This window comes from Dyadobacter bucti, assembly GCF_005869225.1.
In the GTDB taxonomy this organism is placed as follows: Bacteria; Bacteroidota; Bacteroidia; order Cytophagales; family Spirosomataceae; genus Dyadobacter; species Dyadobacter bucti.
This window is the reverse complement of record NZ_SWFP01000002.1, coordinates 708,043-726,585: the sequence shown is the minus strand read 5'-3', so window position 1 is coordinate 726,585 and position 18,543 is coordinate 708,043. Positions and strand designations below refer to the sequence as shown.

Here is an 18,543-nt window from a genome sequence, read left to right as displayed (position 1 = left end):
TCATTTGATAACTTTCACCGTTTTCAGCACCACCGGCCCCATTAGTCCGGAAGGTACAAGCGGTGTTTCGGTCCATAAAAGCTCACGGGAACCTCTTGCATTCAGGTTGGTTTTGGTAAATTTTTCCTGGCTGCCGATATCCCCTATGATCCGGTTGGACCAGGTATTGATCACCTCAACCCGCAGGTCATTTTGTCCTTGTTTTATCAATCCCGTCACATCAAAACGGTACGGTTTCGTCCAGGCAATGCCCAGGGATTTTCCGTTCAGCCACACTTCCGTTACTTTGGCCACTTCGCCCAGATCCAGATAAACGCGGTCGTTTTCCTGCGTTTTCAGGTTGTAACTGAAGGTTTTATCATACATACCCGAGCCTGAATAATGCTTGATTCCCGGTGTTTCCGATTGGGTCCAGGAGATCAGCTCGGGAAAAACGGCTTTTTCAGGAGCGCCCCAGCCTTTCGTAAACGAGATATTCCACGGGCCTGAAACGACGGTCGAATCGGGCGTGCTTTCAACGGTCTGGCTTTTTCCGTTTCCTTCCAATTTGAAGCTTCCTTTTTGTAATAACCTTACCCCGTCGGACGCATGTTCGAGCAGGGGAGGGTGGCCGGTTGCCGATAACGAACTGTAATGTTCGCCGCTATTATTTTTATTAAAAACAACAAAAAACGAGGAATAGGGCGGAAATGTGAGCGGGATACTGATATTTCCTGTCGACTGGTTGTAGATTTTTACCGGGCTGATCGTGCCGGTCTCGGGGTTCCATATTTCCGGTGATTTGCCTGATTGACGGAAAGCGCAAAGACGGGAGATCCATTCCTTACTTGTATTTCGTACAAAATAAAAATCCTGGTCTCCCTTGCGGTAATGAATGTAATCCAGTGCCGGCTGGCTTTTGTGCATGTAATCCAGGCGTGCGGATAATTTGTCGGGGTAATCGAAATCCGGTTCGAGGTTCATCGATTTCAGGATTTCCAGAGGCGGCCCGGTATGCACTGCATTCTGTCTGATGCTGGCTTTTTCCCACAACTGATCGATCAGCTGTTTGCTTTGGGGTGTTACGCCGGTTGGTTTTATTCCGGTGATGCGTGCACCGTCTTTGAGCAGTTGTTGTAATTTTCTGAGTACTGCCGGGTTTCTGCCGGAGATCGGCCCCAGTGCCAGCACCTTGAACTGCGCACCGTAAGGCAGCGTCAGTAAACCATTTTTGACAGTCAGGTCGCGGATCAGGATCTCGCTGTTGATCACCTCATAGTCATAACCCGAACCTACTGCAAACCGGGTATTCTTTGGCGTTACAAAATTGGGCACCTGATCGCCGTAGTAGTAAAGTACATCGGCCACAAAGTCCGTTTCCTGTAAAATGTAGGAAACCCGCGCCAGGTAATCGTTAAAAGGCTTCACCTTGGGCCACCAGGTGGTTTTATCGTTGAAATGCGTTCCGGCGACGTAATAAATCCCGGGGTAGCCGACACCCGCCGGGTTGTGGCTGAAACCATGTATCACAGGGCGGTTCATGCCTTCGCAAAATGCCCGGTCGCCGTTCGGTTTCATATCGCCGGGGCCTTCCTGCCAGTTCTGGAAGCTGGTAAATGCTTCCAGTTCGGTGATTTTCCGCTGGTAAATATGCGAGGCCGCAGCTATTTCCTTCACAAGCATCAGCAGGTCAATGCTGTCGGGCGTGGCATCGTACTGGCTGTGGTTGATCCAGAATTCGCCCCGCGGCACGTCCAGTGCTCCCAATGCCTTGATGCCTTCCACCGGAACATTGTGCAGCGGAGGGCCGGGGCCGCCGGATTCAGAGATCAGGTTGAGGCCGTAGCTGTTCGCGATTTCTTTCCCTTTCCGGTAGTGGTTGTTGATCATCAGCTCGGAAATAGTGAAGTCAAAATCCTTTTTGAAAGTGTCATAGCTATCAGGGCTGAACGCTTTTTTATCAAACAATGCAGGCAGGAATTTGCTGACATCATATCCGTTGAGCTTTCGGAACTGGCTGGCCATGGACGGTGTCCAGATAGTTCCGGTTGCTTCAAAACTGGCCAGATACAGGTTTTTGAGGGTTGTTTTGCTGAAATCTCCAAGCAGCGGCCGCAATTTTTGGATAAAATATTCAAAATGGACGCGGGTAGCGGTAGAATCAAAATGGTCGATGATCAGGCCTTTGGAATTCGGGCTGGGCAGTTTGAGCATTTCGCCGGAACTGGCACATACATACCGGTAAATGTCCCAGTCCCCGGCAGGCGCATTCCAGCTCAGAACTTCATTTTTCGGATCAAAGAATTTCGAGATATTGATGATCGATGCGGTGTCCAGATACTGGCCCTGCCGGTTGGCTGGAATGGCCAGGACGGTTACTTCCTCGTAATAAACCGGTTTCCCATCCGCGGCATAAGCGATTTCACGTACTTTCCCTTTTTCATCTTTTTTGGAAATTTCAGGAAACGGAAGTTTGGTTTTGTCCCTTGCCGACAATTTTGTTTTGGAAAAATACAGGGACTTGGCACCGTACTTCGGTTCTATCCAGGTCCCGCCGGCGTTCCAGCTGCTGGCCAGATTGAGCCCGACTTCCAGCCCCAGGCGCGTCGCTTCCTTAATAGCCAGGACAATGTGTTTCAGGGAAGAATCGCTCATGAAAGGCGGGCCGGCAGGTACGAGGCCGTCGGGTTTGAAACCGATCTCGAAAATATCCACGCCGCCCAGGCCCGCGTTTTTGATAGCCTGTAATTCTGCTTTGATCCTGGTGGAATCGGTATACCCGTTCATCCACCACCAGTATACTTTGGCGCGGGCGGTGCCGGAAGGATTTTTGAATCCCTCGCGGAGATCAGTAGTCGTTTCTACCTGACCGGATCCTGCGGGTTTGCTGCATGAAGTGTACAGCAAGCCACAGATTATCAATGATATAAATCCGAAATATATTGTTCTCATAAGCCCCTGAGGTTAAATGAATAAGGTTACCACGACACCACCAGACTCCCGGTAATGTTTTCGACCACAAAATGCTTCCCAAGTTTCGGGTCGCCTTCTTTAAAGGAAATTTTGCCTTCTTTCCAGGGATAATTGGCATTGAGATAAGCGTGAAAGTCCTTTGCGGTAATGTCGTCTTCGGCATATATGCGTACCGTCGCATTTTTTAATCCGCTGACCCTGAATCTTTTGGAAATTCCCATTTCTCCCGAATGCAGCTCTTTGAGCGAAACGATCCCGTCATTTTGCCCGACAAATACCCGTGATTCCCGGTTCCATGACGTGGGCAGCGTGTAAACCGAATTTCCCTGGTCGAGTTTCGTATCGAGTCCGAGCAAGAGCGGAGCACCTTGCGGGAACCTGAACTTGTTCTGAATGGTCGAATTGGGATTATAGCCCGAGAAAATGAATGCATTGTTGCTGCGCGCGATGGTTAATACGGGGTTTTTAACCGACGGATCTTCTTTGACAATATCGAGGTTCATCCCGAACTCCTGCAATGCATAACGCATCAGCAGAGGACCGGTGAAGAGCTTGGCAGGGTCATCCGGCGTAAGAAGTTTTCCGCCGGTGAATTTGCTGGAATTGGTTCCACGGATATACACCACTTTTCCACCTTTCCACTCCGGTTTTTCACGTACCCAGGCCGCATCGCGCAGTTGCCCGGCCTGGGTCATCTGGGAAAGGGCGCGGGTGCCTGCGTCTTTGGTATCCATAATTTGGGTGGTCATGCCGCCGCCGGAAAATAATGCGCTGTGCAGGATTTGGTCGGGGTAGGGCGTAGTCATGGCGTCGCCCCTATACACCGAAGTGATCTTGAATTCACCTTCCAGCGGTGCAGCGTTCTTGAGGTTCAGCAGGTCGAGAAATGCTTTTCCCGCGTGGCCGGCTGGTCCGTAGACCATCAGTTTTCCGCCGTTTTTTACAAATGCTATCAGTGATTTTTCCAGCTCGGAATCCGCGTCGGGCACAATCGTAACTAAAACCGATTCGCTGAATTTCTTTGGTTGGTTCTTGATCACATTTTTAAATGAGCCCGTGGAAATAATGGTATTCAGCGGAAAACCATTGTTGATCGCCTGACGTACCAGCCAGTCGCCATAATAGATTTCAGGCAGGCGGTCTTTGTATTTGTACGCCCAGTCGTGGTATTCATCGAATGGATACACCCACACCAGCGGGCCGGGCGCCGTCGGGGAGTCGTAACGTGCTTTTAAGATATGGGGTGTTACTTCGTCGGGAACCTGCGTGGGCATATTTCCGTAAGAATCATCGATACTCAGAAAATTTAGGTGTGTCGGCAGCTTAACCTCCCCTTTGGCATTGATGCGGGAAACGGACATCGGCAGGTAAATATCATGCGGCTCACGTCCGTAACGGTCGAGCCAGGGGCTGTTGATCCACCAAGGATCGTGGGTATAATACCTGAAAAGGTAGCGTTCATCCGGCAGTTCGGCCATCCGCGACATGTAGCCAACCATTTCCAGGCCAAAATCCCCGTCCAGGGCAGCCCAGGGGGAATTAGGGGGCGGCAGTATGTTTTTATCCTTATAAATCGATCGAAGATCAACGCCGTCGCGCGCGAGGTCGGTGCCTGTGGAAAGGTTGGTTCCCCTGGTCTGGATCTGAATGTCAGGACATTCTGTTCTGAAAAATTTCCAGAAATCGGAGATTTTCGATTTGGTTGCAGCCAGTTTGGCCTGGTCAAAGCTTTTCCCGTCAAAAATAGCACCGGTCGACGACCAGCCTTCTACCCCGAAACCGAAACCATTGCTCAGCCACAAAAAGTCAAATCCCATATCTTTCAGGAACTTGTTACTTTGTTTTCCCAAAAACGTCCCGAACGGCGTGCCCTCTGGAATCCCGTTGGGAAAGCCTGCATAAGGTTCTTTGTCGGCCTTTAATACCGAATAGCAGCTGACCATGGTATTGTGGCCCATGGCACTGCCGCCCAGGATTTCAGGATGCCTTTTGTATTTGAAATCCGACTTGGCAAATTCCGGCCCCGGATCAAAGGTTTCTCCAACCCGGATAGGCTTTCCGGTTACTTTCCGGCCTTCCTCTTTCAGCGTTTCAACGATGAACTTTAAATCGCCATAGGTAAACTGGGGTGGGTTTTCGAGGTAAAAATAAGCGCGCTCATGAATCGATAATTCTTTCGGCCCGGAGTTTACGGCATGTTTGGTATTGGGGTTACCGATGTAGCGGGCCCATTCCATCGGCTGCGAAGGTGTGCCTTTGTATTCCAGAATTTCGGAGCCGTCGCCTGTCCATAACATCACCGAAACGGTGTCCGCATGCCGGAGCAAAGCATGCCATTGTACGAACATTTCTTTGGCTACTTCCCGGATATAGGCTTTGTCATTTTTTTTGAACGGTTTGAGCGAAGCTTCAAGCGTAATGTTGTTGAAAGGCTTGCCCTTTAACGTGGACGGCTGCAATTGTGCACGGGCCGCCGCGCTGGCGAGCAGCAGACAAAATACGGGTAGGAGATGCCGGAGTCCTGATTTTCTGAAATTCATTTTCTTTTTCGTTAATAATAGAGAATAGTCACGGGGCCGAAAAGGCCGGATGGGGTCAAAGCGGTTTTGTTCCACGGCAGGCCGTTTTTGCCCCAGGACGAGGTTTTTAAATTGGTACTTGCATATTGCTGGTTCAAGACAGCATCGCCGATGATCCTGTTCGACCAATTGTTACCGATTTCGATTTTCAAATCATTTTGCCCGGTTTTCATTGCTCCGGAAATCTCGTACCGGAAAGGCGGCGTCCAGGTAGTTCCAAGCGGTTTGCCGTTCACCCATACGGTGGCAATTGCAGACAGATCGCCAAGGTCCAGAAAAATCCGTCGGGCCGATTTTTTTGACTCCTTATCGATATCGAATTTTGTAGTATATGTAGCACTGCCTGAATAATACCTCACCCCGTCCACCTCGCTCTTTGTCCAGGACTGCAAAGTATTCATTTCGACGGATTTCGGGCCGCCTCGCTTTTCAGAAAAGGCTACCTGCCATTTTGTTTTTAAAGTATCTGTCTGATTGGGGTCCGAAAAATAGTAACTGACGTTGCCGCCAGATGTACCCGCAGGCGACGCCGGATTTTTATCAAAAACAACAAAACTGCTCCCAAAAGGAGGTAGTATGATATCCATATCGGTAAAGTTGCCGTCGTTTTTATCGGAATCAATAGCATAGGCTTCGCCGGAAACCGGGTCCCATATTTCAACCTTTGCGTTGGATTGCCTGAACCTGCAATGTTCGCTGATCCATTTGCCCGTGGTATTCCGGACCAGATAGAAGTCCAGGCTTTCTTTTTGATAGTGAATAAAATCCAGTGTACCGGCTGCTTCGTTTTTATATTGGAAGTCAGGCGGTGTTTTCAGGTGTTGCGCAATATCCAGTTCCGCGATCACGCCTCCCTGTTTTTGCCATTCTGCAAGCCGTTTTTTAACCTCGGGCCCGATCCGGTTCCCGCTGCCGATACTGAGCACTTTGTAGCGGCCGACTCCTGGCAAAACCCATTCCCCGTTTGCTACTTTCAGGTCTCTGAGCATGACTTCGGTATTGATGATTTCATAGTCATATCCCTTGCCGGCTGTGAAGCGGGTGTTTTTGGGTGGGACGAGGTTTGGAATGTCCTCACCGTAATAATAAAGCACGTCGGCCACAAAACGGGCGTTTTGCAGCACATAGGAAATCCTGGCGAGGTAATCATGAAAGGGCTTGGCGGCAGGCCACCAGGTCTGCTTGTCGTTGTAGTGAATGCCGGCAAAGTAGCCTATTCCGGGCAGCATATCGCGCTTCGGGTTATGCGGGAAGCCGTGAATGACGAGCCGGTTCATACCTTCGCAAAATGCCCTGTCCGCGATGATCTTGAGTTCGGCGGGGCTTTCCTGCCAGCTTTTGGTGGTGGTGAAAGCCTCTTCTTCCACGATACCCTGTTTGTAAATATGCGATGCAGCTGCGATTTCTTTCACCAGCCATATTTTATCGATTCCATCTTTGTCGGCATTGACGGTCTTATGCCAGAATTCGCCCCGGGGGATATCCAGGGCGCCCAGTGCTTTCAAGGTTTCAACCGGAATGTTGTAAACGCCCGGTCCGCCTGCTTCCGAGATGATCTTCAGCCCGTTTGCATTGCAGATTTCCTTTGCCTTTTGATAATGGTTACGGATCATCATCTCAGAGAAAGTTTTCCGGAGGTCGTGACGAAAATTTTCCATGATTTCGGGTCTGTACTTTTTGCCGTTAAAGAGTGCCGGGATGAATTTTTGGACGAGATAACCGTTGAGACTGAGAAATTTCTCCGGCACTCCGGCCGACCATGCAAAGTCGGTAGCTTCGTAGCTGGCTAGATACAGGTATTTGAGGGCAGATCGGGAAAAATCACCCCCGGCGAGCGGTTTCAGGCGGTCAATAAAATAGCGTAAGTGTTCGGCAGTTGCCAGGCTGTCATAGTGGTCTATGATCGGACCGACGGAATTGGGCGAGGGCAGGAACAAGTGCTCGCCTGAATTGGCACATATATACCGGTATATTTCCCAGTTCCCGGACGCGGGAAGCCAGTTGAGTTTTTCGGTTTTTTTATCAAAGAATGAGGTTACATCAACAATGTCAGAGGTATCCAGATATTCCCGGCCGGATGTAGGAATAGCCAGTACTGTTACTTCCTGGCAATAAACAGGTCTTTTGTCCGGATCATAGGAAATCAACCTGCTTCTGCCCCGCGGATCATTGGGGGAGATTTCGGGAAAAGGTAATTTTACACCTTTTTCCGAAGCCGGACCAAGTTCTGTTTTGGATGAATACAAAGTCTTGGCGGCATGTTCCGGCTTGACCCAGCTGCCACCGGCGTTCCAGCTGCTGGCGACGCTCATTCCCGCTTCCATGTCCAGCTTGTAGGCTTCATCCAGAGCGACTTTCAGGGATTTCAGGAAACCGGGGCCCATAAACGGAGGCCCGGCTTTGATCATTCCACCCGGATTGTCATCTGCGGAAACGCCGATCTCAAAGATATCGACACCGCTGATCCCGGTATTTTTCATGGCACGTAATTCTTCCTTCAACCTGACCGTATCTACATCACCGTTCAGCCACCACCAGTATATTTTAGGTCTGGCACGTTGGGGAGGTTTTACGAAATTTTTATAAAAATCACTTTTCAATGCTTTTTTATCCTGCCCCATGCATGCATAGGGCAGGATAAAAAAGCATAGGATCCTGAAAACGGATTTCATAGGCATCAACTATTAATAACCCGGATTCTGTCCCAGTTTTGGGTTAATATCAATTTCCCGCAGGGGTATAGGCATGATCAGCTCGTGGTCCGCGACTGTAAAACTCAGCCCGTTATCCTGAAAATACTTGTTCATGACCGTCTGCACACGACCGGTGCGCACGAGGTCGAACCAGCGATGGCCTTCCAGGAAAAATTCTACTTTTCTTTCCTGTTCGAGCGCGAGTGTCAGGTCGGTTTTGGTCAGTGCAGCCAATGGTTTCAGTCCGGCACGGGCTCTTACCAGATTGATGTAAGTGTGTGCGTCGGCGGTACCATTGGTTTCATTCAAAGCTTCTGCGTACATTAAAAGTACATCTGCGTAGCGCAGAGATGTGAAGTTAATACCGCCGTCGCCCACGATCCCTGTTGTGAAATCTACGAATTTGAGTCCGTACAACTCTTTTTCATACTTGCCGGTGTTCAGTCGCACCGAATCGCCTATGGATGCGCTCCGCCTCAAATCTCCTGTTTCGTAGGAATTGGACATCTGGCGGGTAGGAAGTACGCGTCCTGATCCCTGCATGTTACCGGGGAAAATAGCCATGTCAAAGCGGGCAGGGGTAAAAATGCTTGAAAAAGAATTGCCCTCGCCAAGGTTTCCCGACATGTATTTCACTTCAAAAATCGACTCCTGCAATTCGTCGTTCCCGTTGGTGAACAACCTTTTATAGTCAGGGTTCAAGGAATATGTTTTCTGGTCGATCACCTCTTTCAATACATTTTTGGCAAGATCAAACTGCTTGTTGGTCAGGTACACTTTGCCGAGCAATGTTTTGGCTGCGCCCGACGATGCCTGCGATTTGCTCGGAAGCGTTACGCCGTTCAGCAGGGTAGCTGCTTCGGTCAGGTCGGATATAATGATGCTGTAAACCTCACTGACCGGTTTTCTGGTCATATCAAAGTTCATGATCTCGTCCGGGCTTCTGAAAGAAACGTTGACGACAGGCACGTTACCGAAGATGCGGACCAGGTAAAAATAGCTGTAAGCGCGCAGGAACAACGATTCACCTTTGAACTGGTTCTTCTGAGCGTCTGTCAGATTTACCGCGTCGAGGCGGGAAAGGACATTGTTCGATCTCGCTATGGTAGCAAAACAGGTGGTCCATACCGTGTTGAGAAAATCATTGGAAGCGGTAGGGTTCATCTCATCACACTCCGTTTCCGATACGGTAGGAGAAGTCCATTTGATTTCCGAATTGTCGGTCGTCAGGTCTCCGAGATTGATAAGGGAAGCATTGTGCAAGCCCTGAAGTCCGGCATAATTACCAACCAGCGCAGTTTCAAAATCCTTTGCGTCTTTGTAAAAAGAATTTTCACTGATCTGGTATTCAGGCTGTAAATCCAGAAAATCCGAACAGGAGCCGAGTGCGACCCCCATGCATATATAAATGATATACTTTTTCATTGCAGCAGCTTTTAGAAAGTTAATTTGATACCAAATGTGTAGGTCCGTGGCAGCGGATAGTTCAGATAGTCGATACCGGCATTGACCACATTGTCGCCCGAAATGCTGGATTCGGGATCGTAGCCCGGATAGTCGGTGAAGGTGAACAGGTTGGCTACGTTGGCATATACATTCAGGTTGGTCAGTCCCAGTTTGGAGGTAAGTTCTTTGGGCAGGTTATAGGACAATTTCACGTTCCTGATCCTTACAAAGGAATTGTCGAAAAGGTAATGTGAAGATGTACCAAAACCCAGCGCGTGGTTGCTCCTGATCGATCTTGGCATGATACCGTCGCCCGGATCAGACTCCGATCTCCATCTTCTGTCGGTCAGGATCAGGTTGTTCTGCACACCATTGGAACCCAGCAGCGACCCGCCTGCGTCGAGGTAGGTATAGGCCCCGTGCGAGCCCACCAGGCCAACATTGAGGCTGAGGTTTCCCAGTGAGAAGTTGTTGTCAAATCCCCAGGTGAAATCCGGCCAGGGCGATCCAACGATCTTTCTGTCGCTCTGATTGATAACCTTGTCACCATTCACGTCTTCGAATTTAAGATCGCCTGCCTGTGTTTTGGGATGCTGAAGTGCAGCTCCGTCGAGCTCGGCGCTGTTCATGAATACGCCCAGCTTGTTGATCAGGTAAAAACTTGAAATCGGAGAGCCTACTTCCGTAATCTGGTAGGCCGAATTCGCAATTCTCCCGCCCTCTGTGGCCAGCTTAAGGACCTTGTTGCGGTTGTGGCTGAATGTGACGCTTGAATTCCACTCAAAACGTTTGGTGCGAAGGTTCACAGTCTGCACACCGATCTCGAAACCTTTATTTTCAATATCGCCTATGTTTTGTGTGGAGCTGTTGAAACCCGACGCAGCAGGCAACTGAACCGCCAGTAACAAATCGGTTTTATGGTCGCGGTAGGCATCGGCGGTGATCGTGATCCTGTCTTTGAACAATCCCAGATCAATCCCGATATTGGTTTGTTTCGATTTTTCCCAGGTCAGGTTATCGTTGGATAAAGTGCTGGGGATCAGGCCAGGGTTCAGGGCCCTGTTCCTGATGTAACGGGTTGTCGATAATAGTCCGATGTGGGTATAATCGCCGATCTGGTTATTACCGGAAATACCATAGCTGGCCCTGATTTTCAGGTTGCTGATGAAATTCACGTTTTTCATGAACTCCTCTTCCGAGATATTATAACCTGCTGAAAAGGAAGGGAATGATCCCCATCTGTTATTTGATCCGAATCTTGAACTTCCGTCGCGTCTTACAGTTGCAGTAAACATGTATTTTCCCGCATAGGAATAATTCACCCTTGCCATCATGGAAAGCAATGCCCATTCATTGACGATCTGCGAACCGGCATTCACGATACCGGCAGTGATAAAGGGCACATATTCAGTAGGGAAGTCCGACGCACCGGCTGTAACCCTGTCCACGCTGTTTTTCTGGGACGTGAAACCCACCAGGGCGCTCACGAAATGTTTGTTATTGAAAACCTTGTTATAGTTTAATGTGTTTTCATTCAGCCAGTTGAGGGTTTCGGTTTTGGAGGTTCCTGCGGATGCAGGATAGTTGAGCGTGGTAAAGTTCGGTACTGCCGATGAACGCCACAATTTGATGTTGTTGGAACCGAAATTCACCCCGATCGAGCTTTTGAAAGTGAGGTCATTGGTGAGGTTGATCTCCACAAAATTATTGGTGACCACATCCATGATCTTGCGCCGGTCGTCGCTGCCGTTGCTCACGGCGAGCACGTTGGCCAGGAAACCTAAGCCGTCGGTCACATCCGCCTGATTAAAGTAGTACCCTCCGTTAGCATCATAAACCGGTATGGTTGGCGAGGCTGCGAGCACGTTGGCCAGAAGCCCGCCCGCTCCATAATGTGATTCGGTATTGGCAAACCTTCCGAACCCGTAAGAGCCATAGGTAGAAGTCCCGATCTTGATCCATTTGGCAACCTGCGCATCGACATTTACACGTAAATTGAAACGGTTGTAATCAGAATTGATGATAACGCCTTCCTGCGAGAAATACCCGCCTGATATAAAATACTTGGCTTTTTCAGTACCGCCTGTGGAGGAAACCTGAACGTTGCGCACCGGTGCAGTCCTGAATAGGACATCCTGCCAGTCGGTGTCAGTGGTGATCGATCCGGGGTTCCGGAATTCCGGCCGCACCCTTGTGGCTGCCGAACGTACTTCGTTGGGATCATCCGCCTTTCCGCCCGCATATACCCAGGCATTGTCGCGCCCGTCGGCCAGGTATTCTGCATATTGTCTTGCATTCAGCATTTCCAGCTTATTGGCCACTTCCTGAAATCCGTAGGAAGCATCCACGCTGATCTGCGATTTTCCATACGCGCCGCGTTTGGTAGTGATGATCACGACACCGTTTGCACCGCGCGAACCATAAATCGCCGTTGCGGATGCATCTTTCAGTATCTCGATCGACTCGATATCAGATGGGTTAATAGAGGCGAGCGGATTCACACGGTTACCTGTGTTAGAGGCCATACCCGCCGATGAAAAGCTGTTGGCACCATAGCTCCGCATGTCTGACCCGCCACCGCCTGACCCGATTGCAAAACCATCGACGACATATAGCGGCTGATTTCCGCCGGTGATGGAACTTACGCCGCGGATCAGGATATTGACGTTCCCGCCCGGCGCACCGGTGGTCTGACTGATTTGTACGCCCGGTACTTTCCCCTGAAGCATCTGGTCAAAACTACCTGTGGAAGGCTGGATAAACTGTTCATTGGAAATCTTGGTGATCGAACCCGTGAGGTCCTTTTTACGCTGCGTACCATATCCTACCACTACTACATCCTGTAATTGCTGCTGGTCTGCTTTAAGGCTTACATTGATTACCGAACGGTTGTCGATTTTCACTTCCTGCGGAACGTAGCCGATAAAACTTACCACGATACTCGCACCTGCCGAGACGGCAATTTTGTATTTGCCATCCACGTCGGCAGTTGTTCCGTTGTTTGTCCCCTTTTCCGTGATCGTTGCACCGATGAGCGGGGCATTGTCGTTGTCAGCGCTGATCTGGCCGGTCACGGTAATTTTCGGGTCATTCTGGGCGAGGAGCGTGCCGGTACAGAAAAGTAAACCGAGCAGCGCACCGGTCACCCAGGGCGAGAGCTTTGGGAATAAAGTACGTTTCATAATTTTTCAATTATTTAAATTAGACTTGTAAAAAGGGTTTAATCCTGGCGATCCGCATCCCGGGCCCTTTACGGGTCCGGTTAGGGCTGGGCCCGTGAAGGGCCCGGGTACGTATATTTCTGGCGAATTCGTACGGGGGGCCTTTACGGGCCTCCGTATAAAATAAAATTAATCCTGGCGGATCACTACCGCTTCGAGATTCAGATAATTGGCAATTTTTTCAATAGCCTTTGCATGATGTCCCACACCGAGCGCAAAATGGTGGGTAGGGCCTTCTTTCATCCATCTTTGTAAAAATGTCCTGACATCCGGCTTGAAAAACCCGCGCGTGTTGGTGTTGCCGGTAGGAGGGATAGGGCCCTCCACAGACTGTCCTTCCGCGATAACAAACTTGAATTTTCCGTCAAAAGTAGAGTTGATACTCAGCATCGTAATAGGTCCTTCCTTGATCTTAAACTCAACACCTGCCCCGAAGCCTGGCTTGCCATGGTATTTGGTAAGGCTTCTCAAAACAGGCTTTCCTTGTGCAATGGCTACATTGTGAGGGCCGTCGTGTCCTACCAATACGAAACCCTCGTTGAAATCCACCGGGTGGAATTCAGCGAAGCTACCGCCGATCCCTAAACGTTCCATAATCAGCATCGCAAAACAGGTTTTCAGATCCGACTCGCCGCACATGGGAAAGCCGGCGCCGGTCAGCAGCGAATTTCCGACAATGAGGTTGGACATCACCGTTCTGGTCTCACTGTTTTCGGGGCCCTCGTAGTAATATGCCAGTCCGTCCAGCTGTTTTTCTTCAATGAACTTTTCCAGGGCAACCGTTACCCGGGCTGCAATTTCAAGGTCCGAATCCCTGAGTTTTTCAGAGATAGGATCAGAGACGGGGTCGGGGGTATCAAAGAATTCCAGGATCCTGTCTTTCATCGGGTCTATTTCACCGGCGATTGAATTCTGGTACTGGGTCACGATCTCATGCGCCTCGCATTGTACAATATGTGCACCGAAATGTGCGGTAAGCATGGTGGAATCCGAATGCATATCCAGCATAGCCTCGATAGGGTGACCGATATGTCCGATCCGGGCTGTTTTCAGATCATGCAAAACAGCTGCGATACGGCAGTATTCTTCTATTTCCGCATCCGCCTGCTCATCATCATATAAAGTTCCGATGATCATGTCAGGCACTTTTTTGCCCATTCTCGCCGCTACTCCTGCGAATTCCGGAAGCGAACAGATATCATCGTTGTAGAGCTGCATATAGGTCGAAGCCCGTGAATAATCCATCGCCTTGTCGGGTTGGAGCGCGACCAGCACGATGGGTATGTTCATATTACGGATAATGGTGCCAAATGTGTTGGAAGTGGCATAAGTGACCATGTCGCAGAAGATCAGGTCCAGATTTGCTGCGTTCAGTTTGGGTACGAGTTCGTAGGCTTTCTGAACGTTGTCGACCAGGCCGAAATCGATGATCTCAGCATGTGATCCTGTTTCTATTTTTTTGATAAAAACGGCTTGTTTTTCCAGCATATCGTCCAGAAGCCCGTCAAACTGGCTCCAGTATTTATAATAACCTACACCAAACACGCCGATGCGCGGGAGCGTTGGTTTGCGTTTCTGAATAATGGCTTCCTGTTCTACGTGGTTCTCGCTTTGTAATGGATTTCCCATGGGGTTTATTTTGTGTTGTTTGGAATCTTAACGCACTAAGTTTTTAAGAGTAAAATTTTTTTGGTTAGGAGTGGTTATTGATAGTCATATTTTGTCATTTATGGTCATGTGTGGTTATTTATGGTAGGATTTTTTGTTTTTATTGATTGATGCTGGCTATGTTGGGTGTTAGGGTCTCTTCTTCTTTGAACAAAAACTTGATCTTTGGAATCAGGATTGCAAAGGCTGTGAAAGCTATCGGATAAAGCAGTCCGGAGGCGATCCACATCGGTTTATAGGAGTAGTCCTGGACAATTTTTCCGATCATAGGATTCAGTAAAAGACTCGAAACAGCACCTGCCGTACCTGACAACCCTACTACCGTAGAGGTGGCTTTTGGTCCGAAAATGTCAGAAATGGCAGTGATATAATTGGTGATCCAGCAGCCATGCGCGAACATGTACAGCGCCATTAACCCCACTGCAACCTCAACTGTGGATGTATACTCTGTAAAAGGAACCGCCAGCGTCAACGCTGCCGCGCAGCCCATGACCGTTTTTCGCGCTTTATTGATGCTGAAATTGTTTTTTACGAGTTTGTCGGATAAAAAGCCTCCCAGGATATTGGAAATGCCTAATGCCAGGAACGGTATCCAGAACAAACTGCCGATACGTTCAAATGAAACACCGCGCACTTCACTCAGGTATTTGGGGATCCAGAACATCATGAAGTACATTACGGGGTCCAATAAAAAGCGCATCAAAATGAATACCCAAGTTTCTTTAAATTTCAGAATAGTACCAAACGGAATGCTTTCCGCGCGTTTGGTTACTTCAACGGCGGCCTGTTGCGAAATGCTTTTTTTCCACGGAATAAAAAACCATACGATCACCCAGACGATCCCGATCAGTCCGGGTATAACAAAGCCTGCACGCCATCCGTAAAGCTCTGACAGCCATATCGTAAGCGGCGGTGCAATGACTGCCCCGATGGCCGAACCTCCGATGGCGATACCATTTGCAAAAGCCCGTTCTTTTTTGTCAAACCAATCATATACTGTTTTGGCAGCACCCGGGAAACAGGCACCTTCTCCCATACCCAGCAAAAAACGGAACGTGATCAGCTGGGGTAGTCCCGTCATCAAACCATGCAGGGCGTTCGCTACGGACCATACACCTACTGCTACGCCCAATCCTTTTTTTGCCCCGAACCTGTCGATCAGCCAGCCGCCTACCGTGAACATAAGCGCATAGCTAAATAGAAAACTCGTGTTCACCCACCCGTACTCCACGTCGCTGAAACCAAATTCTTTCTGGATTTTGATGATCGCGATCGACAAAACCTGCCTGTCAAGAAAGCTCAGGCCCGTGGCGACAAATACCAGAAAAACAACAAACCAACGGATAGGGTAGTATTTCATATAACTTAACGCACTAACTAAATTTGATTCAAAAATAAATGCAGAAAATACCAAAAACAAGTTTTTGTAATAAATTATTAAAAATTAATATTAAACCAATCAAAAACAGCTGTCCAACCATTTTGTGTCCGTATGCATCCTAAATGGAAACTACAATTCCAGACCCATGAAACTTATACAGACATTTTTACTCACATTGCTTTTGACGGCTATATTTTCCTGCCAAAAAGACGAAAAAGGCCCGGCCGAAAATAACGGCCTGGTGGGTAAGTGGAAGCTCGTCGAATCATTGCTGGATCCGGGGGACGGCAGCGGAACTTTCAGGAAAGTGGATGAAATTGCTTCCACCGTGGTTGAATTCAAAGCTAACGGAGATTTCAAAGAAGTGAAAGGCCCTATTTATTCTTCCATCAACGTGTACAATACTTATAAGATCCTGGATGACAAAAGCCTGGAACTGAGCCTGACAAACAATCCGCAGATGCAAATGCCGCCGACAACCTGGTATTACAGCGAACTAACGCCGACCAGTATGAAACTCAGCTATGGATGTGACAAGCCTTGCATAGGGAAATTTGTAGCGATCAGGTAATTATTTGACCTGCCATAGACGCAAAAAATTTGAACTGTTATTCTCGGTTCAAATTTTTTTTCTACATTTACGGGCACGTGCCCGTAAATGGCTACGTCCTAATCTTAACAACTTAATTCTAAAAATACATGGCAGCAGGTACCACTTCCCGCAGACAATTTATCACAACAGGTTTAGCGGCCGCGGCTGGTCTGTCTGCTGCTGCGTACCCTGTATTGGGACAGACAAAAACTGCCGATAAGATCCGGCTGGGTATCATAGGTACCGGTTCGCGGGGTGCCGGGCTATGTACCCTGATCAAGGAAATGCCGGAAATGGCCTTGGTGGCCTGCTGCGACATTATCCCTGAAAACCTGCAAAAAGGACTGAGCCTGGCCGAAAAAGGAGCAAAAGGCTATACCGATTACCGCAAGCTGCTCGAAGACAAAAGCCTCGACGCCGTGGTGATCGCTACGCCCCTATACCTGCATTATCCTATGGCGATTGCGGCGTTGCAGGCGGGAAAGCATATTTATCTCGAAAAATCAATGACTTACGATATTCCCCAGGCCATTGACCTGGTGAAGAAAGTCCGGGCTTCGGGGCTGGTTTTCCAGATCGGCTACCAGTACCGGTACTATGGTCTGTACCACCGGGTGAAGGAAATCATCCAGGAAAACTGGCTGGGCAAAATCACACATTTTGAATGCCAGTATAACCGTAATTCCAACTGGCGCTTCCCGGTTAAAGACCCAAAAATGGAGCGTGCGATCAACTGGCGGATGTACCGGGAATATTGCGGTGGCCCGCTTTCAGAATTGTGTGCGCATGAAATTGATGTGGTTAATTACCTGATGGACAGCCACCCGGTGAAAGTGGTGGGCCTGGGCGGGATCAATTACTGGAAAGACGGCCGCGACACTTATGACAATATCCGTACAGTTTACGATTATCCGAACGGAGTGAAAGCCAGCGTGACCTCCGTGCTTTCCAATGCGTACAATGGTTACAGTATCCGCATCCTCGGGGACAAGGCAACAGCTGAGATCCTCCGCGACAAAGCCCTGATTTATCCGGAAACGACCAACAATAAGAAAGGTGTGGTGGACGGAGTGACGGGTGCAACCCTGGCGGTGACTACGCAGGGGCAGGGAGTTGAACTGAAATTCGGAAAACCTGGGGAGGCCAGTTTGGAACCAACCGTATATGCGCTGCAAGATTTCGTGGAGTGTATCAAGTCAAAGAAAGAACCCATATCGAATGTAGAGACTGGCCGGGATGGTTCTATCGCGATCCACATGGGAAATGCCGCAGCCGACACGGAGTCGGTGCAGGTATGGAAGCCTGAGTACTCGGCCTAGGAATATGTCAGGAGGGGCTAAGGTGGCAAAATATTTATTTTTATTCTTTATTAAATGTAATTTGTAATACATTTGCCGCAGGTGAATCTTTCCTGAAAATGTCTTATCCGGCGGCCACATACGAAGAACGCGAGGTGATTGCGCTTGTTTCCCAGGGAGACGAGAAAGCTTTCCGCGCGCTGTTCGACCGGTACCACCACCGGCTTGGGGCCCACGTTTTCCGGCTGACCAGATCCCAGGAAATGGCAGAAGAGGTGGTACAGGATGTTTTTCTGAAAATATGGCTCGGTCGGGAAAAGCTGGCCGGCGTACAGGAATTTCAGGCTTATCTGTACGTAGCTTCCAAAAACCACGCGCTCAACTGCCTCAAAAAAGTGGCGATGGAAAGAAGTGTCACTACCGACCTGGAATGCGTTGTCCCTGAAGCCCAACCGGATGAAACGCATGAAGAAAATCTTCAATATGCACTTATGGACGAGGCTATTGACCATTTACCTCCCCAGCAGCGGCAGGTTTACCTGTTGAGCAGGCACGAGCGGCTGCAATACACCGAGATCGCCGACCGGATGAACATATCCCGGGAAACGGTTAAAAAATACCTTCGGATCGCTTCGGATTCTATTGCTTCCTACATTCGTAAAAAATTGGTTATCAGGGTATTGGTTATTTTGTTATATTTTATTTAAAAATAT

The 18,543-nt window shown here is 49.1% G+C and carries 10 protein-coding genes; 3 read left to right on the top strand and 7 right to left on the bottom strand.

The features are described 5' to 3' along the window. From FBF61_RS08050 to FBF61_RS08020, 7 genes are all read right to left on the bottom strand, one after another. The gene (locus FBF61_RS08050; protein ID WP_138476688.1) at nucleotides 1-2,931 is read right to left on the bottom strand and encodes a glycosyl hydrolase; all 2,931 of its coding nucleotides are present in this window, start codon (nucleotides 2,929-2,931) and stop codon (nucleotides 1-3) included. Nucleotides 2,932-2,957: 26 nt separating this feature from the next. Further along, the gene (locus tag FBF61_RS08045) at nucleotides 2,958-5,492 is read right to left on the bottom strand and encodes a hypothetical protein (RefSeq protein WP_138476687.1); all 2,535 of its coding nucleotides are present in this window, start codon (nucleotides 5,490-5,492) and stop codon (nucleotides 2,958-2,960) included. A gap of 11 nt (nucleotides 5,493-5,503) precedes the next feature. Then, entirely contained in the window at nucleotides 5,504-8,203 is a 2,700-nt protein-coding gene (locus tag FBF61_RS08040; protein ID WP_166444458.1) for a glycosyl hydrolase, read from the bottom strand. A gap of 12 nt (nucleotides 8,204-8,215) precedes the next feature. Next, on the bottom strand, nucleotides 8,216-9,649 hold the full coding sequence (locus tag FBF61_RS08035; protein WP_138476685.1) for a RagB/SusD family nutrient uptake outer membrane protein: 1,434 nt from the start codon (nucleotides 9,647-9,649) through the stop codon (nucleotides 8,216-8,218). 11 nt (nucleotides 9,650-9,660) lie between these two features. After that, the gene (locus FBF61_RS08030; RefSeq protein WP_138476684.1) at nucleotides 9,661-12,852 is read right to left on the bottom strand and encodes a SusC/RagA family TonB-linked outer membrane protein; all 3,192 of its coding nucleotides are present in this window, start codon (nucleotides 12,850-12,852) and stop codon (nucleotides 9,661-9,663) included. Nucleotides 12,853-13,020: 168 nt separating this feature from the next. Further along, entirely contained in the window at nucleotides 13,021-14,520 is a 1,500-nt protein-coding gene (locus FBF61_RS08025; protein ID WP_138476683.1) for an L-fucose/L-arabinose isomerase family protein, read from the bottom strand. A gap of 139 nt (nucleotides 14,521-14,659) precedes the next feature. Then, entirely contained in the window at nucleotides 14,660-15,919 is a 1,260-nt protein-coding gene (locus FBF61_RS08020; protein ID WP_138476682.1) for an MFS transporter, read from the bottom strand. A 166-nt stretch (nucleotides 15,920-16,085) separates the two neighbouring features. On the opposite strand from FBF61_RS08020, the gene FBF61_RS08015 reads away from it, so the two are divergent. From FBF61_RS08015 to FBF61_RS08005, 3 genes are all read left to right on the top strand, one after another. Then, the gene (locus FBF61_RS08015) at nucleotides 16,086-16,511 is read left to right on the top strand and encodes a hypothetical protein (RefSeq protein WP_138476681.1); all 426 of its coding nucleotides are present in this window, start codon (nucleotides 16,086-16,088) and stop codon (nucleotides 16,509-16,511) included. A 128-nt stretch (nucleotides 16,512-16,639) separates the two neighbouring features. After that, complete coding sequence (locus FBF61_RS08010; RefSeq protein ID WP_138476680.1) at nucleotides 16,640-17,851, top strand: Gfo/Idh/MocA family protein; 1,212 nt, start codon at nucleotides 16,640-16,642, stop codon at nucleotides 17,849-17,851. Nucleotides 17,852-17,949: 98 nt separating this feature from the next. Continuing rightward, nucleotides 17,950-18,537, top strand: a complete 588-nt coding sequence (locus FBF61_RS08005; RefSeq protein ID WP_138476679.1) for an RNA polymerase sigma factor — start codon at nucleotides 17,950-17,952, stop codon at nucleotides 18,535-18,537. Nucleotides 18,538-18,543 lie beyond the last annotated feature (6 nt).

Excerpts from the sequence above, each read along its gene's own strand:
- FBF61_RS08040 (WP_166444458.1), bottom strand. The coding sequence starts at position 8,203 with ATGAAATCCGTTTTCAGGATCCTATGCTTTTTTATCCTGCCCTATGCA.
- FBF61_RS08010 (WP_138476680.1), top strand. The coding sequence starts at position 16,640 with ATGGCAGCAGGTACCACTTCCCGCAGACAATTTATCACAACAGGTTTA.
- FBF61_RS08020 (WP_138476682.1), bottom strand. The coding sequence starts at position 15,919 with ATGAAATACTACCCTATCCGTTGGTTTGTTGTTTTTCTGGTATTTGTC.
- FBF61_RS08015 (WP_138476681.1), top strand. The coding sequence starts at position 16,086 with ATGAAACTTATACAGACATTTTTACTCACATTGCTTTTGACGGCTATA.
- FBF61_RS08025 (WP_138476683.1), bottom strand. The coding sequence starts at position 14,520 with ATGGGAAATCCATTACAAAGCGAGAACCACGTAGAACAGGAAGCCATT.
- FBF61_RS08005 (WP_138476679.1), top strand. The coding sequence starts at position 17,950 with ATGTCTTATCCGGCGGCCACATACGAAGAACGCGAGGTGATTGCGCTT.
- FBF61_RS08050 (WP_138476688.1), bottom strand. The coding sequence starts at position 2,931 with ATGAGAACAATATATTTCGGATTTATATCATTGATAATCTGTGGCTTG.
- FBF61_RS08030 (WP_138476684.1), bottom strand. The coding sequence starts at position 12,852 with ATGAAACGTACTTTATTCCCAAAGCTCTCGCCCTGGGTGACCGGTGCG.
- FBF61_RS08035 (WP_138476685.1), bottom strand. The coding sequence starts at position 9,649 with ATGAAAAAGTATATCATTTATATATGCATGGGGGTCGCACTCGGCTCC.
- FBF61_RS08045 (WP_138476687.1), bottom strand. The coding sequence starts at position 5,492 with ATGAATTTCAGAAAATCAGGACTCCGGCATCTCCTACCCGTATTTTGT.